32 protein-coding genes and 1 pseudogene are annotated in these 21,857 nt (G+C 60.5%); all 33 read right to left on the bottom strand.

Annotation, left to right across the window (positions count from 1 at the left end; genetic code table 11):
* Positions 1-17 precede the first annotated feature (17 nt).
* Entirely contained in the window at positions 18-440 is a 423-nt protein-coding gene (rplQ, locus tag ACFCW2_RS10585; protein ID WP_379546253.1) for a 50S ribosomal protein L17, read from the bottom strand.
* A 183-nt stretch (positions 441-623) separates the two neighbouring features.
* Positions 624-1,679, bottom strand: coding sequence for a DNA-directed RNA polymerase subunit alpha (locus ACFCW2_RS10580; protein WP_379546252.1), 1,056 nt, complete (start codon positions 1,677-1,679; stop codon positions 624-626).
* Positions 1,680-1,789: 110 nt separating this feature from the next.
* On the bottom strand, positions 1,790-2,179 hold the full coding sequence (gene rpsK / locus ACFCW2_RS10575; protein WP_379546251.1) for a 30S ribosomal protein S11: 390 nt from the start codon (positions 2,177-2,179) through the stop codon (positions 1,790-1,792).
* A 52-nt stretch (positions 2,180-2,231) separates the two neighbouring features.
* The gene (gene rpsM, locus ACFCW2_RS10570; protein ID WP_379546249.1) at positions 2,232-2,600 is read right to left on the bottom strand and encodes a 30S ribosomal protein S13; all 369 of its coding nucleotides are present in this window, start codon (positions 2,598-2,600) and stop codon (positions 2,232-2,234) included.
* A gap of 338 nt (positions 2,601-2,938) precedes the next feature.
* A complete protein-coding gene (locus ACFCW2_RS10565) occupies positions 2,939-3,733 on the bottom strand; it encodes an SRPBCC family protein (RefSeq protein ID WP_379546248.1) in 795 nt (264 codons plus the stop codon).
* A 72-nt stretch (positions 3,734-3,805) separates the two neighbouring features.
* Entirely contained in the window at positions 3,806-4,450 is a 645-nt protein-coding gene (locus ACFCW2_RS10560; RefSeq protein WP_379546246.1) for an adenylate kinase, read from the bottom strand.
* A gap of 57 nt (positions 4,451-4,507) precedes the next feature.
* Positions 4,508-5,872 carry a preprotein translocase subunit SecY gene (secY, locus tag ACFCW2_RS10555; protein ID WP_379546245.1) on the bottom strand — a complete coding sequence of 455 codons (1,365 nt, stop codon included), beginning with the start codon at positions 5,870-5,872 and terminating at the stop codon, positions 4,508-4,510.
* 105 nt (positions 5,873-5,977) lie between these two features.
* Complete coding sequence (gene rplO / locus ACFCW2_RS10550) at positions 5,978-6,520, bottom strand: 50S ribosomal protein L15 (RefSeq protein WP_379546243.1); 543 nt, start codon at positions 6,518-6,520, stop codon at positions 5,978-5,980.
* A gap of 23 nt (positions 6,521-6,543) precedes the next feature.
* Complete coding sequence (locus ACFCW2_RS10545; RefSeq protein WP_379546242.1) at positions 6,544-6,762, bottom strand: hypothetical protein; 219 nt, start codon at positions 6,760-6,762, stop codon at positions 6,544-6,546.
* Between the two features lie 65 nt (positions 6,763-6,827).
* A complete protein-coding gene (rpmD, locus tag ACFCW2_RS10540) occupies positions 6,828-7,004 on the bottom strand; it encodes a 50S ribosomal protein L30 (RefSeq protein ID WP_379546240.1) in 177 nt (58 codons plus the stop codon).
* Between the two features lie 5 nt (positions 7,005-7,009).
* On the bottom strand, positions 7,010-7,864 hold the full coding sequence (gene rpsE, locus ACFCW2_RS10535; protein WP_379548972.1) for a 30S ribosomal protein S5: 855 nt from the start codon (positions 7,862-7,864) through the stop codon (positions 7,010-7,012).
* Complete coding sequence (gene rplR / locus ACFCW2_RS10530; protein ID WP_379546238.1) at positions 7,864-8,208, bottom strand: 50S ribosomal protein L18; 345 nt, start codon at positions 8,206-8,208, stop codon at positions 7,864-7,866. The genes rpsE and rplR overlap by 1 nt, the downstream gene beginning before the upstream one ends.
* 1 nt (position 8,209) lies before the next feature.
* Positions 8,210-8,743, bottom strand: a complete 534-nt coding sequence (gene rplF, locus ACFCW2_RS10525; RefSeq protein ID WP_379546236.1) for a 50S ribosomal protein L6 — start codon at positions 8,741-8,743, stop codon at positions 8,210-8,212.
* Entirely contained in the window at positions 8,743-9,138 is a 396-nt protein-coding gene (gene rpsH / locus ACFCW2_RS10520; protein WP_379546234.1) for a 30S ribosomal protein S8, read from the bottom strand. The genes rplF and rpsH overlap by 1 nt, the downstream gene beginning before the upstream one ends.
* An 11-nt stretch (positions 9,139-9,149) precedes the next feature.
* Positions 9,150-9,455: a 30S ribosomal protein S14 gene (gene rpsN, locus ACFCW2_RS10515; RefSeq protein WP_379546233.1), complete on the bottom strand. Its 306-nt coding sequence runs from the start codon at positions 9,453-9,455 to the stop codon at positions 9,150-9,152.
* Positions 9,456-9,498: 43 nt separating this feature from the next.
* Complete coding sequence (gene rplE / locus ACFCW2_RS10510) at positions 9,499-10,077, bottom strand: 50S ribosomal protein L5 (protein WP_379546231.1); 579 nt, start codon at positions 10,075-10,077, stop codon at positions 9,499-9,501.
* Complete coding sequence (rplX, locus tag ACFCW2_RS10505) at positions 10,070-10,390, bottom strand: 50S ribosomal protein L24 (protein ID WP_379546229.1); 321 nt, start codon at positions 10,388-10,390, stop codon at positions 10,070-10,072. The genes rplE and rplX overlap by 8 nt, the downstream gene beginning before the upstream one ends.
* Positions 10,390-10,758, bottom strand: a complete 369-nt coding sequence (gene rplN / locus ACFCW2_RS10500; RefSeq protein WP_379546228.1) for a 50S ribosomal protein L14 — start codon at positions 10,756-10,758, stop codon at positions 10,390-10,392. Before rplN ends, rplX begins: the two co-directional genes overlap by 1 nt.
* Before the next feature lie 153 nt (positions 10,759-10,911).
* Positions 10,912-11,193 (bottom strand): annotated as a pseudogene (rpsQ, locus tag ACFCW2_RS10495) (30S ribosomal protein S17); the annotation flags it as partial.
* Between the two features lie 10 nt (positions 11,194-11,203).
* Complete coding sequence (gene rpmC / locus ACFCW2_RS10490) at positions 11,204-11,416, bottom strand: 50S ribosomal protein L29 (protein WP_379546226.1); 213 nt, start codon at positions 11,414-11,416, stop codon at positions 11,204-11,206.
* On the bottom strand, positions 11,416-11,850 hold the full coding sequence (rplP, locus tag ACFCW2_RS10485; RefSeq protein WP_379546224.1) for a 50S ribosomal protein L16: 435 nt from the start codon (positions 11,848-11,850) through the stop codon (positions 11,416-11,418). The genes rpmC and rplP overlap by 1 nt, the downstream gene beginning before the upstream one ends.
* Positions 11,851-11,874: 24 nt before the next feature.
* A complete protein-coding gene (gene rpsC / locus ACFCW2_RS10480) occupies positions 11,875-12,570 on the bottom strand; it encodes a 30S ribosomal protein S3 (RefSeq protein WP_379546222.1) in 696 nt (231 codons plus the stop codon).
* Position 12,571: 1 nt separating this feature from the next.
* The gene (gene rplV / locus ACFCW2_RS10475) at positions 12,572-12,949 is read right to left on the bottom strand and encodes a 50S ribosomal protein L22 (RefSeq protein ID WP_379546220.1); all 378 of its coding nucleotides are present in this window, start codon (positions 12,947-12,949) and stop codon (positions 12,572-12,574) included.
* Entirely contained in the window at positions 12,949-13,224 is a 276-nt protein-coding gene (gene rpsS / locus ACFCW2_RS10470; RefSeq protein WP_379546219.1) for a 30S ribosomal protein S19, read from the bottom strand. The genes rplV and rpsS overlap by 1 nt, the downstream gene beginning before the upstream one ends.
* A 6-nt stretch (positions 13,225-13,230) precedes the next feature.
* The gene (gene rplB, locus ACFCW2_RS10465; RefSeq protein WP_379546218.1) at positions 13,231-14,067 is read right to left on the bottom strand and encodes a 50S ribosomal protein L2; all 837 of its coding nucleotides are present in this window, start codon (positions 14,065-14,067) and stop codon (positions 13,231-13,233) included.
* A gap of 22 nt (positions 14,068-14,089) precedes the next feature.
* The gene (locus ACFCW2_RS10460; protein WP_379546217.1) at positions 14,090-14,398 is read right to left on the bottom strand and encodes a 50S ribosomal protein L23; all 309 of its coding nucleotides are present in this window, start codon (positions 14,396-14,398) and stop codon (positions 14,090-14,092) included.
* On the bottom strand, positions 14,391-15,014 hold the full coding sequence (gene rplD, locus ACFCW2_RS10455) for a 50S ribosomal protein L4 (protein ID WP_379546216.1): 624 nt from the start codon (positions 15,012-15,014) through the stop codon (positions 14,391-14,393). The genes ACFCW2_RS10460 and rplD overlap by 8 nt, the downstream gene beginning before the upstream one ends.
* Before the next feature lie 2 nt (positions 15,015-15,016).
* Positions 15,017-15,895, bottom strand: coding sequence for a 50S ribosomal protein L3 (gene rplC, locus ACFCW2_RS10450; protein ID WP_379546215.1), 879 nt, complete (start codon positions 15,893-15,895; stop codon positions 15,017-15,019).
* 188 nt (positions 15,896-16,083) lie between these two features.
* Entirely contained in the window at positions 16,084-16,395 is a 312-nt protein-coding gene (gene rpsJ / locus ACFCW2_RS10445; RefSeq protein ID WP_061924928.1) for a 30S ribosomal protein S10, read from the bottom strand.
* 323 nt (positions 16,396-16,718) lie between these two features.
* Positions 16,719-17,894, bottom strand: a complete 1,176-nt coding sequence (gene tuf / locus ACFCW2_RS10440; protein WP_379546214.1) for an elongation factor Tu — start codon at positions 17,892-17,894, stop codon at positions 16,719-16,721.
* Between the two features lie 90 nt (positions 17,895-17,984).
* Positions 17,985-20,117: an elongation factor G gene (gene fusA / locus ACFCW2_RS10435; RefSeq protein ID WP_379546213.1), complete on the bottom strand. Its 2,133-nt coding sequence runs from the start codon at positions 20,115-20,117 to the stop codon at positions 17,985-17,987.
* Positions 20,118-20,237: 120 nt separating this feature from the next.
* The gene (rpsG, locus tag ACFCW2_RS10430) at positions 20,238-20,708 is read right to left on the bottom strand and encodes a 30S ribosomal protein S7 (protein ID WP_379546212.1); all 471 of its coding nucleotides are present in this window, start codon (positions 20,706-20,708) and stop codon (positions 20,238-20,240) included.
* Positions 20,709-20,904: 196 nt separating this feature from the next.
* Positions 20,905-21,276: a 30S ribosomal protein S12 gene (gene rpsL, locus ACFCW2_RS10425; RefSeq protein ID WP_379546210.1), complete on the bottom strand. Its 372-nt coding sequence runs from the start codon at positions 21,274-21,276 to the stop codon at positions 20,905-20,907.
* Positions 21,277-21,857 lie beyond the last annotated feature (581 nt).

Below are 21,857 nucleotides of genomic sequence, written 5' to 3'. Positions count from 1 at the left end.
TCGCAGGGGAGAGAGACTTACGCCTCTTCGTATTCGTCTTCGTCGCTCATCACCGGGCCGCTGTCCTGGCCCTTGGCATCTTCGTCGCGGTCGACCAGTTCGATCACGGCCATCTGCGCCGCATCGCTCGCGCGGTAGCCCGCCTTGATGATGCGGGTGTAGCCGCCATCACGGTCGGCATAACGCTCGGCCAGAACGTCGAACAGCTTCTTCAGCTGCGTTTCGTCGAGCAGGCGCGACTGCGCGAGACGACGGTTGGAAAGGCCACCACGCTTTGCGAGCGTGATCAGCTTCTCGACATAGGGACGCAGTTCTTTCGCCTTGGGCAGCGTGGTGACGATCTGCTCGTGCTTGATGAGAGCCTGGCTCATATTGCGGAAAAGAGCCTTACGGTGGCCCGACTTACGGCTCAGCTTACGCTGGGAAAGACCGTGACGCATAATTTGTATCCTTCAGTTCGTTATGGGCCCGTGTGAGGTAGCCCGTAGCTGGTGATAAATGGGTATCACCGGTCCCTCGATCCTCTGCTCGTCATCCCCGCGAAGGCGGGGACCCAGTGTGAGAAGGCACGCGGTGCCATCCTAGGTTCCCGCTTTCGCGGGAATGACGAATAGAAGTATCAGTTAGCCCAACAACTCTTGCTCGAGCTTCTTGGCCATTTCTTCGATGTTCTCCGGCGGCCAGCCAGGGATATCCATCCCGAGGCGCAGACCCATGCTGGAGAGCACTTCCTTGATCTCATTGAGCGACTTGCGGCCGAAATTCGGCGTACGCAGCATCTCGGCTTCGGTCTTCTGGACCAGATCGCCGATATAGATGATGTTGTCGTTCTTGAGGCAGTTGGCGCTGCGGACCGACAGTTCCAGCTCGTCGACCTTCTTGAGGAGGTAACGGTTGAGCTGGTTGGCGTCCGATTCCTGCGGCTCTGCAGCCATGCCGATCATCGCGGCCTGCGGCTGCGGAATGCCTTCTTCGAAGTGGACGAACAGGGTCAGCTGGTCCTGCAGAATGCGCGCGGCGTAAGCCACGGCATCGTCAGGCGTGACCGTACCGTCGGTTTCGATGGTCAGGCTCAGCTTGTCGAAGTCCAGTTCCTGGCCAACACGGGCCTTCTCGACCTTGTAGCTGACCTGACGGATCGGCGAATACAGGCTGTCCACCGGGATCAGACCGATCGGCGCATCGGCCGGACGGTTCTGCACGGCAGGCACATAGCCGCTGCCGACATCGGCCGTCAGTTCCATGTTGAGGTTGGCGCCGTCATCCAGATGACAGATCACCAGATCCTTGTTCATCACTTCGATGTCGCCGGACACAGCGATGTCACCGGCGGTAACTTCGCCCGGACCGGTTGCGGAAAGCTGCAGGCGCTTGGGCCCCTCGCCTTCCATCTTCAGTGCGATCTGCTTCACGTTCAGAACGATGTCGGTCACGTCTTCACGCACGCCGGCGAGCGACGAGAATTCATGCAGCACATTCTCGATCTTGATCGAGGTGATCGCCGCCCCCTGGAGGGAGGACAGCAGCACGCGGCGCAGCGCGTTGCCCAGCGTCAGACCAAAGCCGCGCTCGAGCGGTTCGGCGATGAAGGTGGCTTTGCGCTTCTTGTCGCCGCCTTCCTTGACTTCAAGCTGGTTGGGTTTCTTCAGTTCCTGCCAGTTCTTGTTATTGACGGACATGGATTTCCCCTGGTTCGGATGCGGGTAGGACCGGAGCGCTGCGGGAGGCGCATCCGGTCCAACAAAAGGGTTCCGGCAGCCTCAGCACGAGGCCATCGGAAAATTGCGGATCAGACGCGGCGACGCTTGGATGGCCGCACACCATTGTGCGGGATCGGCGTCACATCGCGAATGGATGTAATGGTGAAACCGACAGCGGCAAGACCGCGCAATGCGCTCTCGCGGCCCGAGCCCGGGCCCTTCACTTCGACTTCCAGCGTGCGGACGCCGTGTTCGGCGGCCTTCTTGCCGGCATCGTCTGCGGCGACCTGGGCAGCATAGGGCGTCGATTTCCGGCTGCCCTTGAAGCCCATCATCCCGGCGCTGGACCAGCTGATAGCATTGCCCTGTGCGTCGGTGATGGTGATCATCGTGTTGTTGAAGCTGGCGTTGATATGCGCAACACCGCTGCTGATATTCTTACGCTCGCGGCGCTTAACGCGGCCTGGTTCGCGTGCCATGATGAAATTCCTCGTATTCGTCTAAGCTTGGGAAAGATGAAGGCGCTTGCGCTTACTTCTTCTTACCAGCGATCGGCTTCGCCTTGCCCTTGCGGGTGCGAGCGTTGGTGTGCGTGCGCTGACCGCGAACGGGCAGGCCGTTCCGGTGACGCAGGCCGCGATAGGAACGCAGGTCCATCAGACGCTTGATGTTCATCGCCGTGTTGCGACGAAGGTCACCCTCCACCTGATAATCGGCGTCGATCGTCTCGCGAATTTGCAGGACTTCGGCGTCGGTCAGGTCCTGAACGCGGACGGTATGATCGATGCCCAGCTTGTTGGCGATTTCCACGGCGGTCGTGCGACCAATGCCGTGAATATAGGTCAGCGCGATAATCACACGCTTGTTGGTGGGGATGTTTACCCCGGCAATACGAGCCACTTAATTCTCCATGCTCCACAAGGGATTAGCGCGCAGCTGCACCCCTATCTCATAGCTACAACTCATCGATAGCAGCGGTTGAGCGGTTTCTTCGCCAATGCAAAAAAGCCCGGTTGTGGCGCGCGTCAAATGGCTGCGGCCGGCCGGACTGCTCAAAGATGTATCGAATGAAAGGCGCGCTTACGTCGATTCGACGCGCACGTCAACCGCAAGCGCACCCTTCAAGCGCGAACCCGATATGGGTTTCGCAGCGACGAAGACAAGTGCCTTGTTCCTGATTGTGTCAGCAGCCTAACCCCGGGCTCCGCCTGTGTCAAAAACGAGCGAAGAAGGCGGACCTATTCGCCCCTGGTTGTCGCCAATGCATCGAGTGCATCCAGCACGTCGGCGGCATCGATCGCCCGCTTCGGAGGCGCTTCCGCTGTCTCTTCAGGGGAGTCATCCCCGCCCTCCCCTGCGGCATCGCTTCCTTCGTCCCCGTCGACGGACGCGTCGTCGGCTTCGGGTTCATCGGCTGGCTCGTCAGTCGTTTCGTCAGCTTCGGGCGAAGGAACAGCATCGCGGCCACCGACAGCGCCGCCCAGCTTTTCGGTCAGGCCGGTCAGCTGCTGGCTCATCACGCCGTCCACCGCCTTGGCGATGACTGGCACTTCGAAACGCATGTGCCCGCCCACGACATAGGTCCAGTTGATCTGCGTCTCGGTGTTGTCCTCATTGCCCTTCATGGTGATCGTCAGGACACCATCCGCAGGTTCGCTCTGCAAAGGCCCGAGGCCGCCGCGCATGCGCAGCACCCGGCGGGGAAAGGACTGGATGACAGTCATATGCCGGACGCTGCCGGCGAGGCCGATGGCTCCGTCTTCCTCGGTCGCCGGAATACGTTCGCAAAAACAGCCATTGGCTTGCGGTTCCAGCGTCATATTGCCCGCATCGCCCGACCACGTATGCGCGTCGTTCCACCATTCGCCCGGCGAAATCAGCGCCAGCCATACGGCCTGCGGAGAAGCATTCACCGTGGCCCCGTCCTGCGTGACGAAGCCGTCATCCGACTGGTCGATGACCTCGGCCGCTGCAGGCGCGGATAGGATCAATCCCGCCGCACATGCGGCAGTAGCGAATGTCTTTGAATACATGATGGCCTATGCCCTCCTCGCTCATCTCCTAACGCAAGCGCGCGGAGCGGGAAAGAGAGCTATCAAGCCGGCTCAGGCGAGGAGCGCGTCGATCGCCTTGCTGACTTCCTCGATGGAGGCCATGCCATCAACGCGGGAGACCAGATCGCGGGCCTCGTAATGCGGCAGGATCGGCGCGGTCTTGCCGCGATATTCCTGCATCCGATTGCGCACGGTCTCTTCGTTATCGTCGGGACGCCGCTTGAACTCGGTCGACCCGCATTCGTCGCACACGCCGTCTTTCGCCGGCGGATTGGCTGTGTCGTGATACAGCGCTCCGCATTCGGCGCAGGTGAAACGGCCCGTGATCCGCTCGACCAAAGCGTCTTCATCCACACCCAGCTCGACCACACGTGTAAGTTCGCGGTCGTGCTTGGCGAGGAGATCGTCGAGCTGTTCGGCCTGCGCCTGTGTGCGGGGGTAGCCGTCGAAAATCACGCCGACATCGTCGCCCATGGCGGTCAGCTCTGCATCGATCAGCGCTGTGACAATCTCGTCGGACACCAGATCGCCGCGATCCATCACGGCCTTGGCTTCCAGCCCGACGGGCGTCTCGGCCTTCACCGCAGCGCGCAGCATGTCGCCGGTGGACAGCTGGCGCATCCCGTAATGTTCGACCAGACGGTGGGCCTGAGTGCCCTTACCAGCGCCCGGAGGGCCAAGCAGAATGATGTTCACGCCGTAAAAACCCCCATTTGGACAGCTCTGTTCGGGAAGCTCTGCCGCAGCCGTAGCCTAGCGCTTCCGCCCCTTCAGCTTCGCCTTCTTGATCAGATCACCATACTGGTGGGCCAGCAGATGGGATTGGACCTGAGTGATCGTATCCACAGTCACATTGACCACAATCAGCAGGCTGGTTCCGCCCAGGAACAACGGAATACCCGTCTGCGCGATCATATATTCCGGAATGACGCAAACCAGCGTCAGATAGATCGCCCCGACCACGGTGATCCGGGTCAGCACATAATCGAGATAATCCGCCGTGCGCTTGCCCGGACGGATGCCGGGGATGAAGCCCCCATTCTTCTTCAAATTCTCCGCATGCTCTTCGGGGTTGAAGACAACCGCGGTGTAGAAGAACGCGAAGAAGATGATGCCGATCGCATACAGCGTCATGTAGATCGGTTGGCCGTGCTGCAGATACTGGTTCAGCGTCACGATGAAGCCGCCCGTGGCGCTGTTCGTGTCGACCGAGTTGCCGGCAAACTGGCTGATCGTCAGCGGCAGCAGCAGCAGCGAACTGGCGAAAATCGGCGGGATAACCCCGGCGGTGTTCAGCTTGAGCGGCAGGTGCGAGCGATCAGCCTGCATCATGCCGCGCTGGGTCGCGCGCTTCGGATACTGGATCAGCAAGCGCCGCTGCGCCCGCTCGACAAAGCAGATGAACAGGATGAGCGCGACGACCATCACGATAAAGCCGACGATGATAAAGGCGCTGATCGAGCCGGTCCGTCCGCCTTCGAACATATTGGCGGCGAAGCTCGGGAACTGGGCCACAATGCCCGCCATAATGATCAGCGACACACCGTTGCCGATGCCACGCGCGGTGATCTGCTCACCCAGCCACAGCAGGAACATCGTGCCGCCGACAAGGCTGATGACAGCGCCCACACGGAACATGACACCCGGATCGACCACCGCCTGCATTCCGCTGGCAGCACCGAAGCTTTCGAGGCCCGTCGCCAGGAACCAGCCCTGAATGGCGGTGAGGAACACCGTACCGTAACGGGTGTACTGGTTGATTTTCTGGCGCCCCGAAGCGCCCTCTTTCTTCATGGCCGCCAGTGTCGGGTGCAAGGCTGCGGCCATCTGCACCACAATCGAGGCGGTAATGTAGGGCATCACGCCCAGCGCGATGAGGCTCATCCGCTCCAAACTGCCGCCCGAGAAAGTGTTGAACAGATCGAGGATCCCGCCCCGCGTCGTGTCATACAGGCTTTCGAGAACCAGCGGGTTCACACCCGGCAGCGGCACGAAGCTGAGGAAACGAAAGACGATCAATGCCCCAAGCGTGAACCAGATGCGCTGACGCAGCTCGGTTGCCTTGGAGAAATTGGCGAGGCTCATATTGCTCGCGATATTGTCGGCGCGTGATGCCATCGGAACTTTTCAAATCCTGAACTGTCGCCGGCCCTCCCGGCTATGCGGGACAGGACATAGGGAGCGGCGGGCCCGATGTCGAACCCGCCGCCCTATTTTTTCGTCTTATTTGGCTTTCTTCGGCTTGTCAGCCGCAGTGCCGGTCTTCTTCTCGCCCTTGACGGTGCTCGGCTTGGACGAAGGCGTTTTCACCTCGACCACTTCGACCGAACCGCCAGCCTTTTCAACGGCTTCAACGGCACCCTTCGACGCACCGGCGACGATGAATTTGACCTTGGCAGAGATCTCGCCCTTGCCCAGCAGACGCACACCGTCCTTGCCGCCACGGGCAAGGCCGGCTGCCTTCAGCGCAGCGTGGTCGATATCTTTTTTCGCATCGAGCTTCTTCGCATCGATGAACTTCTGGACCATGCCCAGGTTCACTTCGGCGAAATCCTTGCCGAACGGGTTGTTGAACCCGCGCTTCGGCAGACGCATGTGAAGCGGCATCTGGCCGCCTTCGAAGCCCTTGATAGCCACACCGGAGCGGCTCTTCTGGCCCTTTTGGCCTCGGCCAGCGGTCTTGCCTTTGCCCGAACCGATACCACGGCCCACACGGATGCGGGTCTTACGGGCGCCGGGATTGTCTCTAAGATCGTTCAGTTTCATGATCTGCACTCGCTTTCGCTTTTCTACGCGCTGGATGTTGCCATCCTGAAAAAGGTCAGCCCCTCGCGCTGTGGCGGGACCTGACCGGCTGGTAACCGGGTGATTTCCTCGGACACGATATCGGCACCGCAGCCCTTGGGCACACCCGCTAATTCCGGAGCTTCTCTCAGCAGCATAACCGCCTTGTGAAAAGCCTCCTCCTCATCGGCCGCCTCGACCCAGCGGGTCGCATAGAAGCCCATGAGCTGGCCCTCCCCTTGCGTTTCGATGGGGAAATTATCCCCCCGCAAGAGCAGGCGCCAGAAGGTCAATCGACCAGAGCCACCATATGCGGCAGCTTGGCAATAGCACCGCGCACTTCGGGAGTATCTTCCAGCTCCACCACGCGGTTCATTTTACCCAGACCCAGGCCAATCAGAATTTTCTTCTGGCTGGCCGGGCGGCGGATCGGCGAACCGATCTGCTTGATCTTGATTTTCGCCATGTGTCTTACTCCACCACAGCTTCGGCGTCGGCTTTCGCCTCGGCTTCGCTGGCTCCGCCGCGACCCAGCAGGTCGGCGACTTTCTTGCCCCGGCGCTGCGCCACCGATTTCGGCGACGTCTGGTCGGTCAGCGCATCGAAAGTAGCGCGGATCATGTTGTAGGGGTTGGACGTGCCGACCGATTTGGTCACCACATCGGCCACACCCAGGCTTTCGAACACGGCACGCATCGGACCACCGGCGATGATGCCGGTACCCGGAGGCGCTGTGCGGATGGTCACCTTGCCGGCACCGAAACGGCCATTGCCATCATGGTGCAGCGTGCGGCCTTCCTTCAGCGAAACGCGGATCATCTTCTTGCGCGCTGCAGCGGTTGCCTTGGTAATGGCTTCCGGCACTTCGCGGGCCTTGCCCTTGCCGAAGCCGACGCGGCCCTGGCCGTCACCGACCACCACGAGAGCGGCGAAACCGAAGCGTTTACCGCCCTTCACCGTCTTGGAGACGCGGTTGATGTGGACCAGCTTCTCGGCAATGCCATCATCGGGCTCGTCACGGCCGCCACGGCGATTGTTGTCGCGGCCACCACGGCCCCGGCCACCGCCGCCGCCGCGATTGTCACGGCCACCGCCGCCACCGCGTCCGCCGCGCGCATTCTGCTGCGTGCGGGCATTGCCGTCATCGCCCTGTGCAGGGCTCTGGTTGGCTGCCGCTTCGGAAGGCGTATCGGCCACAGCCGGCTCTTCCTTGGTCACTTCGGGACCGCTTTCAGCAGTCGCCGGAGCGGCAGCTTCAGCAGGCTTGGCTTCGTCGGTTGCAGGCGTTTCGCTCGCATCCGGGGTTTTGTTTTCATCAGCCATGATCAGAACTCCAGCCCGCCTTCACGGGCGGCATCGGCCAGCGCTTTTACGCGGCCATGGAACAGGAACCCGCCGCGATCGAACACGACAGTGGTTACGCCAGCCTTCTTGGCAGCTGCGGCGATATCGGACCCGACTGCCTTGGCAGCGTCCATATTCGCGCCGGAACTCTTGCCGCCCAGCGTCGAGGCAGCGGCAACAGTCTTGCCGGCAGCGTCGTCGATGATCTGGGCGTAGATATGCTGGCCGGTGCGATGCACGGACAAACGCGGCTTGTCGCCGGAACGCTTGCGCAATGCCGAGCGCACACGGCGGCGGCGACGTTCGAAAAGAGAGAGCTTTGCCATCTTACTTCTTCTTCCCTTCCTTGCGGAAGACGTATTCGCCCTGGTACTTGATGCCCTTGCCCTTGTACGGCTCGGGCTTGCGCCATTTGCGAATGTTAGCGGCGAATTCGCCGACAGCCTGTTTGTCGATGCCCGAGACGATCACAGTCGTCTGGTCGGGCGTTTTCACCTCGAGGCCCTCGGGCACGTCGAGATCGACATCGTGGCTGTAGCCGAGCTGAAGCTTGAGCTTCTTGCCCTGCGCCTGTGCACGATAACCGACACCGGAAATTTCCAGCGTCTTGGAGAAACCGTCGGTCACCCCTTCGACCAGATTGGAAACCAGCGTGCGCTGCATGCCCCAGAAGGAACGCGCCTGCTTGGTGTCGTTGGCCGGCTTGACCTGGATTTCCTCACCCTCGACCTTGTAGTCGATGAGGTCGGACAGACCCAGAGTGAGAGTGCCCTTGGGGCCCTTCACGGTCAGCGTACCGTTGTCGATGCTCGCGGTCACACCACTGGGAATGGCCACGGCTTTTTTACCGATGCGGCTCATCAGAAGACCTCCGCAAGCACTTCGCCGCCGACATTCTCGGTGCGGGCTTCGTTGTCCGAAAGCACACCGCGAGGGGTCGAGACGATGGTGATACCAAGGCCGTTGCGTACGGTCGGAAGTTCTTTCGAACCCGAATAGACGCGGCGGCCCGGCTTGGAAACGCGGGACACGTGCTTGATCGCGGGCTCGCCTTCGAAATATTTCAATTCGATGCGCAGCGCAGGATGCTTGCCGCTGTCGTCCGACGAATAGCCACGGATGTAGCCTTCGCGCTGGAGAACCTCGAGCACGTTTGCACGCAGTTTGGATGCAGGCGACAGGACGGAGTCCTTCTTGGCCTGCTGTCCGTTACGGATGCGGGTGAGCATATCACCCAGGGGATCGGTCATAGCCATCTATCAGGTCCTCACCAGCTCGATTTCGTCAGGCCCGGAATCAGGCCCTTGTTACCGAGGTTCCGCAGTTCGATACGGTTGACGCCGAACTTGCGATAATAGCCGCGCGGGCGGCCGGTGGTGGAGCAGCGGTTGCGCACGCGCGTGGGATTCGCATTGCGCGGCAATTCCGCCATTTTGAGACGTGCGATCAAACGCTCGCCCTCGTCGAGGGATTTGTCGTTCGCGATCGCTTTCAGCTTCTCGTACTTCGCAGCGTACTGCTTGACGAGCTTCTTGCGCTTCTCGTTCTTGTTAATGGAACTCAGTTTCGCCATTGGACTTAAGCTCTCTTCCTTGAAGTCTGGGTCCGAAGACGGCTCACGCCGCCTCCTTCTCTTCCGACTGTTCAGCCGGGAACGGGAAACCGAAAAGACGCAGCAATTCGCGCGCTTCTTCGTCGGTCTTCGCCGTAGTGGTTACGATGATGTCCATCCCGCGGACGACGTCGATCTGGTCGTACGAAATCTCGGGAAAGACGATCTGCTCCTTCAGGCCCATGGCGTAGTTGCCACGGCCATCGAAACTGGCGGGGTTCAGGCCACGAAAGTCACGGATACGCGGCATCGCGATCGTGATCAGGCGGTCCAGAAATTCATACATACGTTCACGGCGCAGGGTGACCTTGCAACCGATCGGCATGCCTTCGCGCAGCTTGAACTGGGCGATGGATTTCTTGGCCTTGGTGATAACCGGCTTCTGACCAGCAATCAGGGCCATTTCTTCTGCAGCCGTCTGGACTTTCTTCTTGTCCTGGCTCGCCTCGCCCACACCCATGTTGAGCGTGATCTTGGCAATCCGGGGAACTTCCAGAGCGTTCTTGTAGCCGAACTTCTCGGTCATCGCTTTCGTGATGTCACCTTCGAAGCGCTGCTTCATGCGGGGCGTATAATCAGCCATCGATCGTTTCTCCCGATTTCACGGCGATACGGACCTTCTTGCCGTCCTTTTCCTCGAAACGGACGCGGGTCGGCTTGCCATCCTTGGGATCGGCCACGGCCACCTTGGCCATGTGCAGCGGAGCTTCGACACGGTCGATGCCGCCCTGCGGATTGGCCTGGGTCGGCTTGCGGTGACGGGTCATCATATTGACGCCCTCGACCACAACCTTGCCTTCCTTCGGCATGACTTTCGATACGGTGCCGGTCTGGCCCTTGTCCTTGCCGGACAGGATCACGACGCTGTCACCCTTCTTGATACGAGCGGAGCCCATTACAGCACCTCCGGAGCAAGCGAGATAATCTTCATGAACCCGCGACCGCGCAGCTCGCGAACCACGGGGCCAAAGATACGGGTTCCGATCGGCTCCTCGGTCTTGTTGACCAGCACGGCAGCGTTGCTGTCGAAACGGATGACGCTGCCGTCTGCGCGGCGAACATCTTTGCGGGTGCGAACGATCACAGCGCGATGGACATCGCCCTTCTTCACTTTCGCACGCGGCTGGGCTTCCTTCACGGAAACCACGATCACGTCGCCAACGGACGCAAACCGGCGCTTCGACCCGCCCAGCACTTTAATGCACTGGACGCGCTTCGCGCCGCTATTGTCCGCGACTTCGAGATTGGATTGCATCTGGATCATCGATCCGGTTCCTTCTCATCGGCTTGCCGGGACGACCCTGCGGTAAAGCAGCGCCCGGCAGTTCCACTTAAATCAGCTTGCAGCGTCGGCCTTTTCGTCGGCTTTCTCTGCCTTGGGTGCGGCATCGGCAGGCTTTTCAGCCTTGGTCGGTGTCGCTTCGGCAACATCCAGATCGGCCGCAACCGCCTGAGTACCGCCTGCCGTAACCCGGTCCTTCACGGCCCAGGTCTTGGTCTTGGAGATCGGCTTGGTCTCCTCGATCCGGACGACGTCGCCCAGAGTGAATTCGTTCTTCTCATCGTGCGCGTGATACTTCTTCGAACGACGGATGATCTTCCCGTAGAGCGGGTGCTTCACCTTGCGTTCGACCAGTACGGTCACGGTCTTGTCGGTCTTGTCGGATGTGACAGTCCCGATCAGGATACGTTTCGGCATTGTCTACTCCTCAAGCCTTCTCTGCAGTGGCGGCCTTGGCGCGCTCGTTCTGCAGAGTCTTGATCTTGGCGATGGTGCGACGCACTTCCCGAACCCGGGCCGGAGCCTCGAGCTGGTTGGTGGCCGACTGGAAGCGCAGGTTGAAAGCTTCACGCTTCAGCTCGACGAGCTCGTCGCTGAGCTGATCGTCGCTCTTCTGGCGCAGGTCTTCGACTTTAGCCATTATTCGCCTCCCAGATGCGAGGTGTCGCCCAGACGGGCCACAACCTTCGTTTTGATCGGCAGCTTCATGGCTGCGCGGCTGAATGCTTCTGCGGCCAGCGGACCCGAAACACCGTCGAGTTCGAACAGGATGCGGCCCGGCTTTACGCGAGCAGCCCAGTATTCGACCGAGCCCTTACCTTTACCCTGACGGACTTCGGCAGGCTTCTTGGACACTGGCACGTCCGGAAAGACGCGGATCCAGAGGCGGCCCTGACGGCGCATGTGGCGCGTGATCGCACGGCGAGCCGCTTCGATCTGGCGCGCCGTGATACGCTCGGGCTCGAGAGCCTTCAGACCATAGGAGCCGAAGTTCAGCGTGGTGCCGCCCTTCGCGTCGCCCTTGATCCGGCCCTTGAAGGCCTTGCGATATTTATGTTTTTTCGGTTGCAGCATAGCTTGTCTCTATCTTGCCGAGCCTTAGCGGGCCGGACGCACCCCGGAGGTCTGCGATTCCATCATCAGGCGGTCCTGCGCGGTCGGATCGTGACCGAGGATCTCGCCTTTGAAGACCCAGACCTTGATGCCGATGATGCCATAGGCAGTCAGCGCTTCGGTTTCGGCGTAATCGATGTTGGCGCGCAGCGTGTGCAAAGGCACGCGGCCTTCACGGTACTGCTCGACGCGGGCGATTTCAGCACCGCCAAGACGGCCGCCGCAAACGATCTTGATGCCTTCGGCACCCAGACGCATGGCGGACTGCATGGCGCGCTTCATCGCGCGGCGGAACGCGATTCGGCGGATCAGCTGATCGGCAATGCCCTGCGCGACGAGCTTCGCATCGACTTCCGGCTTGCGGATTTCGACGATGTTCAGCTTCACTTCGCTTTCGGTCATCGTGGCGAGCTTGGAACGCAGCTTTTCGATGTCTGCGCCCTTCTTGCCGATGATGACACCGGGACGCGCAGCATAGATCGACACGCGGCACAGCTTGGCCGGACGCTCGATCACCACCTTGGATATCGCGGCCTGGGGCAGCGACGTCATGATGTGCTTGCGGATTTCGATGTCTTCCTTGAGCAGCTGCGCATAGTCACGCCCTTCGGCGTACCAGCGGCTGTCCCAGGTGCGGTTGATCTGCAGGCGCAGACCGATCGGATTGCTCTTCTGGCCCATCTTACGCCTCTTCCATCTCGCGCACGACAATCCGCAGCCGGCTGAACGGCTTCAGAATGCGTGTGCTCTTGCCACGACCGCGAGTGTGAAACCGCTTCATGGTGATCGATTTGCCCACACTCGCTTCGGCCACGACCAGCGCGTCCACATCGAGATCGTGGTTGTTTTCCGCATTGGCGACTGCCGATGCCAGAACCTTGGTTGCGTCGCGCGCCATCGCCTTCTTGGAGAAGGAGAGAATGTTGAGCGCTTCTTCGACCTTCTTGCCACGGATCAGTTCCGCAACAAGGTTCAGCTTCTGGGCCGAACCACGGATCTGCGTGCCAACGGCCAGCGCTTCGTTCTCGCCAACGCGGCGGGGGGATTTTGCCTTGCCCATTATCGCTTGCCCTTCTTGTCGGCAGCATGACCGGGGAAGCTACGCGTGGGCGCAAATTCGCCGAGCTTGTGGCCGACCATGTCTTCCGAAACGGAGACAGGAATGAACTTCATGCCATTGTAGACATTGAATGTCAGACCGACGAACTGCGGCAGGATAGTGCTCCGGCGCGACCAGGTCTTGATCGGTTTGTTGCTGTTTGCGTCCTGCGCGTCTTCCGCCTTCTTCAGAAGGCTGAGCTCGACGAACGGACCTTTCCAGATGGAACGAGCCATGTCCGGTTACCTCTTCTTCTTGGCGTGGCGCGAACGGATAATGTACTTATCCGTCTGCTTGTTCTTGCGGGTGCGCGCACCCTTGGTGGGCTTACCCCACGGCGTAACGGGGTGGCGACCACCCGATGTCCGGCCTTCACCACCACCATGCGGGTGATCGACCGGGTTCTTTGCCACACCGCGCGTGAGGGGCTTGCGGCCCTTCCAGCGGGTACGACCGGCCTTGCCGAAGTTCTGGTTCTGGTTGTCGGGGTTCGAAACCGCGCCAACCGTGCCCATGCAATCGGCCCGCAGGTAACGCTGCTCACCGCTGTTCAGACGAACAATGACCATACCGCGGTCACGGCCGACGAGCTGCACATAGGTGCCAGCAGAGCGGGCAATCTGACCGCCCTTGCCCGGCTTCATTTCCACATTGTGGCAAATGGTGCCGACCGGCATCTGGCCCAGAAGCATGGCATTGCCCGGCTTCGTATCGACCTTCTCGCCAGCGATAACCTTGTCACCGACAGCGAGACGCTGCGGGGCAACAATGTAGTTCACTTCGCCGTCGTCATACTTGATCAGCGCGATGAAGGCGGTGCGGTTGGGATCGTATTCGATCCGCTCGACCGTGCCTTCGACATCCCACTTGCGGCGCTTGAAATCGATGAAGCGGTACTTCTGCTTGTGACCGCCACCGATGCCGCGCGACGTGACGTGGCCTTTGTTGTTCCGGCCACCCGTCTTGCGCTTGCCTTCCGTGAGCGACTTGACCGGCTTGCCTTTGAACAGACCGGACTTGTCGACAAGGATAAGGCCGCGCCGGGCGGGACTTGTCGGTTTATAATTTTTGAGTGCCATGTTTCGTTCCTGTCCCTTGGCCTCAGACGCCGCTGGTGACGTCGATGGAATCGCCGTCTGCCAGAGTGACGATCGCTTTTTTCATGTCGGTCCGCTTGTAAGGGCGGCCCTTCCAACGCTTCGTCTTGCCCTTCTGGACCAGCGTGTTCACGTTGGTCACTTTCACACCAAAGAGAGCTTCGACAGCCTCCTTGATCTGCGGCTTGGTTGCATCGCCAGACACCTTGAAGATCACCCCATTGTGCTCGGACAGCAGCGTGGATTTCTCGGTGATGTGCGGAGCAACCACGACGTCGTAGTGATTTGCTTTTGCTTGCGGGGCCTTAGCCATTGAACCGTGCCTCCAGCTTTGCGACCGCGTCCTTGGTCAGGACCAGCGTGTCGTGCTTCAGGATGTCATAGACATTGGCGCCCATGGCCGGCAGCACATTGATGCCCGGCAGGTTGCCAGCGGCCTTGGAAAAACCGTCATTGACGCTTTCGCCATCGATGAAGAGGACTTTGCCGTTCAGGCCTGCCTTCTCGAAGTGGCCCTTGAGCGCCTTCGTCTTGGCGTCCTTCAGTTCCAGCGTGTCGACGACCACGAGGCCCTCTTTCGCCTTGCTCGACAGCGCCATTTTCAGACCCAGCGCGCGAACTTTCTTGTTCAGCTGCTGGTTGAAATCACGCTTTCGGGCACCGTGCGCCTTACCACCACCGATAAAGATCGGGGCACCGCGGTCACCGTGACGAGCCCGGCCGCCACCCTTTTGGGCACCGAACTTGGCACCGGTACGGGCGACATCCGAACGCTCACGCGTCGGGCGTGCCGTTCCACGGCGGTTTTCCAGCTGCCACGTTACCACGCGGTGCAGGATGTCTGCGCGCGGCTCGACGCCAAAGACAGCATCGTTCAATTCGATGTCGCCGGACGCCTTACCGTCTAGTTTCTGGACCTTGACCTTCACGATCAGGACTCCTTGCTATCGGCTTCGGGAACGTCGGTATCCGGCGTTTCTTCAGCGTTCTGTTTGGTCACTGCGCTTTCCGCACCGGCATCCTGCTCTTCCAGCAGCTTCGCCTGCGTTTCCGCATCGACCGCGGTGCCGACTTCCTGCTCGGCTGCGCTTTCGATCAGGCCGGGCTCGGCTTCTTCCGAAGCGAACTCTTCCTGATTGCGATACATCACGCCGGGGAACGGTAGATCGTCATGCTTCACCTTCACGGCGTCGCGAACCATCATCCAGCCATTCTTAGCGCCCGGAACTGAGCCGCGCACGAACAGCAGACCACGCTCGGCATCCGTACGGACAATCTCGAGGTTCTGCTGGGTGCGCTGACGGTCGCCCATGTGGCCGGCCATCTTCTTGCCCTTGAACACGCGGCCCGGATCCTGGCGGTTACCGGTCGAACCGTGCGAGCGGTGGGAGATCGACACACCGTGCGTCGCGCGAAGACCACCGAAGCCCCAACGCTTCATGGCACCGGCAAAGCCCTTACCCTGCGTGTGGCCCGTCACGTCGACCTTCTGGCCGGCAACGAAGTGATCCGCGCTGATCCGCGCACCGACGGGCAGCAACCCCTCGTCGCTCTCGAGGCGGAATTCGGCGACCTTCATCTTCAGGCCGACCTCGGCCTTGCCGAACGCTTCGCGCTGCGGCTTGGCAACATTTTTCGATTTCGCTTCACCCGCACCAACCTGCAGTGCGGAATAGCCGTCGCGTTCGGCTGTGCGATGTGCGGTGACCTGGCAATCTTCCAGAGCAAGAACGGTCACAGGTACGTGCCGTCCGTCCTCCTGGAAGAGGCGGGTCATCCCGACTTTCTTAGCGAGTACGCCTGTGCGCATCGGTACTAAACTCCTCAACAGAGGCACCCCGACCATTCGAGGTGCTTGCCAACCCTGATTTTCATGCATTGCCCCGTCCGGGCTGAATGCTCGCGCGGCAGGAAGCCGGTTGAGCGAGACGGGGAACGCAGCCCGGAGCAATGCTCCGGCGGTATTCCTATGTCTGCGGCCCTTTCGGACCAGTCAGATCAAGCCAGCTTGATCTCAACATTCACACCAGCGGCCAGATCGAGCTTCATCAGCGCATCGACCGTCTGGGCGTTGGGCTGCACGATGTCGAGCAACCGCTTGTAGGTGCGCACCTCGAACTGCTCGCGCGACTTTTTGTCGATATGCGGGCCGCGGTTCACGGTGAACTTCTCGATACGCGTCGGCATGGGAATGGGGCCGCGAATAAGCGCACCGGTCCGGCGGGCCGTTTCTGCAATCTCGCCAGTAGCCTGGTCGAGAACGCGATGGTCAAACGCCTTGAGGCGAATACGAATATTCTGAGCTTCCATTACCTACACCGATGCGAAAGAGCCAAGCGAGCAATCTCTTACCCGCAAAAAAAGAAAGGCCCGCCCCGCTGTTTCCCGGTTCCCCGGAACGGGCGGCCTTGCAAGAATTTCATTTAAGCAGGACGAATCCCGCTCTGTGTGGGGCGCGTATACGGCGCGGTTGGGAATCTGGCAACCCCCGATCTCCGCCGATTTTACACTTACTGCGGGGCCACCCTGCGGGGCGTGCGCACAGGGCGTCGGCCCGCAAAAAAAGGGGCCCGGCCTTCCCGAGGGAGGACCGAGCCCGCTTTTGTCGCCTGCGCCCTAAGGCGCGCTGGCGTTTAGGCCTTGATCTTGCCGACCACGCCCGAGCCGACCGTACGGCCGCCTTCGCGGATTGCGAAGCGCAGACCCTGGTCCATGGCGATCGGAGCGATCAGCTTGACGTCGATCGTCACGTTGTCGCCCGGCATCACCATCTCGGTGCCTTCCGGCAGGATCACTTCGCCCGTCACGTCGGTCGTGCGGAAGTAGAACTGCGGACGGTAGTTGGCGAAGAACGGCGTGTGACGGCCGCCCTCGTCCTTCGACAGAACGTAGACTTCTGCGCTGAATTCCGTGTGCGGGTTAACCGAACCGGGCTTCGCGAGAACCTGACCACGCTCGACGTCTTCACGGCCAACGCCGCGAACCAGTGCACCGATGTTGTCACCAGCTTCACCGCGGTCGAGCAGCTTGCGGAACATTTCCACGCCGGTCACCGTCGTCTTGCCGGTTTCCTTGATGCCAACGATTTCGACTTCGTCGCCAACGTTCACAACGCCGGTTTCGACGCGGCCGGTCACAACCGTACCACGACCCGAGATCGAGAACACGTCTTCGATCGGCATCAGGAAGTCCTGATCGACCGGACGCTCGGGCTGAGGGATGTAGCTGTCGACAGCGTCCATCAGTTCCTTGATCGACTTTTCGCCGATTTCTTCGTCACGGCCTTCAAGTGCGGCCAGAGCCGAACCCTTGATGATCGGAATGTTGTCGCCGTCGAAATCGTAGTCGCTCAACAGTTCACGAACTTCCAGCTCAACCAGCTCGAGCAGTTCTTCGTCGTCGACCTGGTCGACCTTGTTCAGGTAAACGACCAGAGCCGGCACGCCGACCTGACGGGCAAGCAGGATGTGCTCGCGGGTCTGCGGCATCGGGCCGTCAGCAGCGTTCACAACCAGAATAGCGCCGTCCATCTGGGCAGCACCGGTGATCATGTTCTTCACGTAGTCAGCGTGGCCCGGGCAATCGACGTGCGCGTAGTGACGTGCATCGGTCTCATACTCGACGTGTGCGGTCGAGATCGTGATCCCGCGCTCACGCTCTTCGGGAGCCTTGTCGATGTTTGCGAAATCGACAGCCGAACCCATAACCTTGGTGATCGCCGCGGTCAGCGTGGTCTTACCATGGTCAACGTGACCGATGGTGCCAACGTTGCAGTGCGGCTTGTTCCGCTCGAATTTTTCCTTCGCCATTTTCTCAATACCTTTGTCTTGAAAGAGTGTTCTGTGGGAGAATGGGCGGCTCCCGAAATTCAGGCGCCGCCCCTAGCTGTGTTGCCCGCCTTAGGCAAGCTTCTCCTTGACTTCCTGTGCGACGCTGGCCGGAACCTCGTCGTAGTGGCTGAACTGCATCGTGTACTGCGCGCGGCCTTGCGAGAAGGACCGCAGCTCGTTCACGTAGCCGAACATGTTGGCCAGCGGGACAAATGCCTCGACAGCCGTAGCGATACCGCGCGCATCGGTGCCCTGAATCTGGCCACGACGCGAGTTGAGATCGCCGATAACGTCACCCAGATAATCTTCCGGGGTCACGACTTCCACCTTCATCACCGGTTCCAGCAGCTTGATGCCGGATTTCGATGCCGCTTCGCGCATGGCGCCGCGGCCGGTGATTTCAAACGCGACCGTGCTCGAGTCGACGTCATGATATTTGCCGTCGATCAGGCGGATGGTGAAATCGATGATCGGGAAGCCAACCAGATAGCCGCTTTCGGCCTGCTCGCGCATGCCCTTTTCAACCGACGGGATGTATTCGCGCGGGATGTTACCGCCCTTGATCTCGTCTTCGAAAATGACGCCCTGGCCACGCTCGCCGGGGACAACCACGACTTTCGCTTCACCGAACTGACCCGAACCACCCGACTGTTTCTTGTGGGTGTAGGTCACTTCGACTTCGCGGCTCAGCGATTCGCGATAAGCCACCTGCGGCGCACCGACATTCGCCTCTACCTTGAACTCGCGCTTCATACGATCGACGAGAATGTCGAGGTGAAGCTCGCCCATGCCCTTGATGATCGTCTGACCGCTTTCGTGGTCGGTGCTGACACGGAAGGACGGATCCTCGGCAGCCAGACGATTGAGCGCGACGCCCATCTTTTCCTGGTCGGCCTTGGTCTTCGGTTCCACCGACAGCTCGATAACCGGATCGGGGAATTCCATCCGCTCCAGAATGATCGGCTTGGCCGGATCACACAGCGTGTCACCGGTCGTGGTTGCCTTCATGCCGGCCAGTGCGACGATGTCGCCTGCGAACGCTTCCTCGATGTCCTTACGGTCATTCGAGTGCATTTCCAGAATACGGCCGATCTTCTCCTTCTTCTCCTTGACGGAGTTGAGGACCGTGCCCTTCTCCAGCTTGCCGGAGTAGATGCGCGTGAAGGTCAGCGAGCCGACGAACGGATCGTTCATCACCTTGAAGGCCAGCGCAGCGAACGGAGCTTCGTCGCTCGATTCGCGGCTGTCTTCGGTTTCCGAATTGGGCAGAACGCCCTTAATTGCGGGAACGTCGAGCGGGCTCGGCATGTAATCGACAACCGCGTCGAGCAGGGGCTGGACGCCCTTGTTCTTGAACGCGGAGCCGCACAGCACCGGCACGAAGCTCTGGTTCAGCGTACCCTTGCGGATCAGCGACTTGAGCGTTTTCGCATCGGGCAGCTCGCCCTCGAGATACGCTTCCATCACATCGTCGTCCTGCTCGACAGCAAGCTCGATCAGCTTCTCGCGGTACTCGGCAGCTTCGTCGGCCATGTCTTCCGGAATCTCGCCGTAGACATATTCCGCACCCAGATCTTCGTTCTTCCAGGTGATCGAACGCTCGTTCACCAGATCGACGAGACCCGTGAGGTTCGCTTCGATACCGATGGGCAGATACAGCACAGCCGGTGTCGCGCCCAGGCGATCGATGATCGACTGCACGCAATATTTGAAGTCTGCACCCGTGCGGTCCAGCTTGTTGATGAAGCACATGCGCGGGACTTTGTACTTGTCAGCCTGACGCCACACGGTTTCGGACTGGGGCTCCACCCCGGCAACGCCGTCAAAGCATGCCACCGCGCCATCCAGCACACGAAGCGAACGCTCGACTTCGATGGTGAAGTCCACGTGTCCGGGTGTGTCGATGATGTTGATCCGGTGCTGCGGCGAGTTCTCGCGCAGCGCCTTGGGATCGCCTTTCGGGTCCATCGACTGGTCTTCGGGGTTCCAGAAGCATGTCGTCGCAGCGGACGTGATCGTGATGCCGCGCTCCTGCTCCTGCTCCATCCAGTCCATCGTTGCAGCGCCATCATGCACTTCGCCGATTTTGTAGGATTTGCCTGTGTAATACAGAATACGTTCGGTGGTCGTCGTCTTACCGGCATCGATGTGCGCCATGATGCCGATATTACGATAACGCTCCAGCGGATGTTCGCGGGCCATAATCTTTATCCTCGGGTCGATTGGGGAGCGACGCCCTCGCGGCGCCCGGCTCCCCATATAGTTAGTTTTGTGACAGCTTGAAGTGCACCGGCTTTCGCCCCGCCCCGCAAGCAGCGCGCCCTACCAGCGATAGTGGCTGAAAGCGCGGTTGGCGTCGGCCATGCGGTGCGCGTCTTCACGCTTCTTCACTGCATTGCCGCGATTGTTGGCCGCATCCATCAGCTCTGCCGAAAGACGCGCCGCCATGGTGGTTTCCGGGCGACCGCGTGCGGACGAGATCAGCCAGCGAATGGCCAGCGCCTGGGCACGCTCGGGGCGAACCTCGACCGGCACCTGATAGGTTGCACCACCCACACGGCGGCTGCGGACCTCGACCTGCGGCTTGATGTTGTTCAGCGCGTCATGGAACATCTGCACCGGATCGGTCTTGGCCTTGGTCTCGACCGTTTCCAGCGCGGAATAGACGATGCCCTCTGCGGTGGCTTTTTTGCCATCCAGCATCAGGTTGTTCATGAACTTCGACAGCACCAGATCCTTGAACTTCGGATCGGGCAGGATTTCCCGTTTCTCGGGACGACGACGACGTGACATTCTTTCTCACTCCTTCGGAGTTCGGGGCGGTGCCTGCCCGTCTCCCCCTCCCAACCACCCGATCCAGTATCTGGACCCTATCGGGTGGTTGGGAGGGGGAGACGGGCTGGCACCGAGGTCAGCACGGATGTGCTGACCGCACCCCACAAAAACTCAAAACCTCACCACCCGCTGCATCGCGCGTGGCAAGCACCTATTACTTCGGACGCTTGGCGCCGTACTTCGAACGCGACTGCTTGCGGTCCTTGACCCCTTGCGTATCGAGCACGCCGCGCAGGACGTGGTAGCGAACGCCGGGAAGGTCGCGCACACGCCCGCCGCGGATCAGCACAACGGAGTGCTCCTGCAGGTTGTGGCCCTCACCGGGGATGTAGGTGATGACTTCGCGCTGGTTCGTCAGGCGCACCTTGGCAACCTTACGCAGAGCGGAGTTCGGCTTCTTCGGGGTCGTCGTATAGACGCGCGTGCAAACGCCGCGCTTCTGCGGGTTCGCTTCCATGGCAGGGACCTTGGACTTGGTCTTCTGCGGAACGCGGCCCTTGCGGACCAGCTGGTTAATCGTCGGCATAGTTTCTCGCTTCACCGTTGTGATGATGGCGACTAGCGGGATGCCTGATGATGTGTCTGAGGTCTGCGCGAAAAAGCCGTTCGTCCTGAGCCTGTCGAAGGATGAACCCCCGAAGGCGCGAACCGGCGCACTCGCACAAGCCTGAAACACTCCACCAAGCAGCCCACACGGCCACCGGGTTACTTTGACGGCTGCCCGGCGATTGTCCCGATCCCCCGTCATCCCGGCAAAAGCAAGGACCTCAGGCAGACCAGACCAACCCCAATAGAAAAGAGCCAAACCGCGCAAGGCAGCAGGCTCCCGGGACATAACCGGCAATGTTCAGCTCTATCTGTCCGAGCGCCTGCTTTTGTGGAGCGGGCATCGGATGGGGGGCCATTAGGGGGGATTGGTTTGGGGGTCAAGTGGGAGGGGCTAGATGATGTAATGACTTGCCAACGTCATCAGAAAATCTAGAGCTTCCCAATGCCAACTGCCGACGCAATCGCATTTATTGACTGGAACTCGCAGTCTCACGCCGCAGTCGATTCTGAATTGCGAGGCACTCAAGAGGGCGCGTCTCGCACGCTCGATTATGTAGG

Origin of the sequence: Qipengyuania algicola (assembly GCF_042492175.1) — a bacterium.
GTDB lineage: Bacteria > Pseudomonadota > Alphaproteobacteria > Sphingomonadales > Sphingomonadaceae > CAJXSN01.
This window is presented reverse-complemented; position numbering and strand designations above follow the sequence as displayed.

Excerpts from the sequence above, each read along its gene's own strand:
- rplQ (WP_379546253.1), bottom strand. The coding sequence starts at position 440 with ATGCGTCACGGTCTTTCCCAGCGTAAGCTGAGCCGTAAGTCGGGCCAC.
- ACFCW2_RS10580 (WP_379546252.1), bottom strand. The coding sequence starts at position 1,679 with ATGTCCGTCAATAACAAGAACTGGCAGGAACTGAAGAAACCCAACCAG.
- rpsK (WP_379546251.1), bottom strand. The coding sequence starts at position 2,179 with ATGGCACGCGAACCAGGCCGCGTTAAGCGCCGCGAGCGTAAGAATATC.
- ACFCW2_RS10565 (WP_379546248.1), bottom strand. The coding sequence starts at position 3,733 with ATGTATTCAAAGACATTCGCTACTGCCGCATGTGCGGCGGGATTGATC.
- secY (WP_379546245.1), bottom strand. The coding sequence starts at position 5,872 with ATGGCATCACGCGCCGACAATATCGCGAGCAATATGAGCCTCGCCAAT.
- rplO (WP_379546243.1), bottom strand. The coding sequence starts at position 6,520 with ATGAAACTGAACGATCTTAGAGACAATCCCGGCGCCCGTAAGACCCGC.
- ACFCW2_RS10545 (WP_379546242.1), bottom strand. The coding sequence starts at position 6,762 with ATGGGCTTCTATGCGACCCGCTGGGTCGAGGCGGCCGATGAGGAGGAG.
- rpmD (WP_379546240.1), bottom strand. The coding sequence starts at position 7,004 with ATGGCGAAAATCAAGATCAAGCAGATCGGTTCGCCGATCCGCCGCCCG.
- rplR (WP_379546238.1), bottom strand. The coding sequence starts at position 8,208 with ATGGCAAAGCTCTCTCTTTTCGAACGTCGCCGCCGCCGTGTGCGCTCG.
- rplF (WP_379546236.1), bottom strand. The coding sequence starts at position 8,743 with ATGAGCCGCATCGGTAAAAAAGCCGTGGCCATTCCCAGTGGTGTGACC.
- rpsH (WP_379546234.1), bottom strand. The coding sequence starts at position 9,138 with ATGGCTATGACCGATCCCCTGGGTGATATGCTCACCCGCATCCGTAAC.
- rpsN (WP_379546233.1), bottom strand. The coding sequence starts at position 9,455 with ATGGCGAAACTGAGTTCCATTAACAAGAACGAGAAGCGCAAGAAGCTC.
- rplE (WP_379546231.1), bottom strand. The coding sequence starts at position 10,077 with ATGGCTGATTATACGCCCCGCATGAAGCAGCGCTTCGAAGGTGACATC.
- rplX (WP_379546229.1), bottom strand. The coding sequence starts at position 10,390 with ATGGGCTCCGCTCGTATCAAGAAGGGTGACAGCGTCGTGATCCTGTCC.
- rplN (WP_379546228.1), bottom strand. The coding sequence starts at position 10,758 with ATGATCCAGATGCAATCCAATCTCGAAGTCGCGGACAATAGCGGCGCG.
- rpmC (WP_379546226.1), bottom strand. The coding sequence starts at position 11,416 with ATGGCTAAAGTCGAAGACCTGCGCCAGAAGAGCGACGATCAGCTCAGC.
- rplP (WP_379546224.1), bottom strand. The coding sequence starts at position 11,850 with ATGCTGCAACCGAAAAAACATAAATATCGCAAGGCCTTCAAGGGCCGG.
- rpsC (WP_379546222.1), bottom strand. The coding sequence starts at position 12,570 with ATGGGCCAGAAGAGCAATCCGATCGGTCTGCGCCTGCAGATCAACCGC.
- rplV (WP_379546220.1), bottom strand. The coding sequence starts at position 12,949 with ATGGGCAAGGCAAAATCCCCCCGCCGCGTTGGCGAGAACGAAGCGCTG.
- rpsS (WP_379546219.1), bottom strand. The coding sequence starts at position 13,224 with ATGGCTCGTTCCATCTGGAAAGGTCCGTTCGTCGAGCTCAGCCTTCTG.
- rplB (WP_379546218.1), bottom strand. The coding sequence starts at position 14,067 with ATGGCACTCAAAAATTATAAACCGACAAGTCCCGCCCGGCGCGGCCTT.
- ACFCW2_RS10460 (WP_379546217.1), bottom strand. The coding sequence starts at position 14,398 with ATGGCTAAGGCCCCGCAAGCAAAAGCAAATCACTACGACGTCGTGGTT.
- rplC (WP_379546215.1), bottom strand. The coding sequence starts at position 15,895 with ATGCGCACAGGCGTACTCGCTAAGAAAGTCGGGATGACCCGCCTCTTC.
- rpsJ (WP_061924928.1), bottom strand. The coding sequence starts at position 16,395 with ATGGAAGCTCAGAATATTCGTATTCGCCTCAAGGCGTTTGACCATCGC.
- tuf (WP_379546214.1), bottom strand. The coding sequence starts at position 17,894 with ATGGCGAAGGAAAAATTCGAGCGGAACAAGCCGCACTGCAACGTTGGC.
- fusA (WP_379546213.1), bottom strand. The coding sequence starts at position 20,117 with ATGGCCCGCGAACATCCGCTGGAGCGTTATCGTAATATCGGCATCATG.
- rpsG (WP_379546212.1), bottom strand. The coding sequence starts at position 20,708 with ATGTCACGTCGTCGTCGTCCCGAGAAACGGGAAATCCTGCCCGATCCG.
- rpsL (WP_379546210.1), bottom strand. The coding sequence starts at position 21,276 with ATGCCGACGATTAACCAGCTGGTCCGCAAGGGCCGCGTTCCGCAGAAG.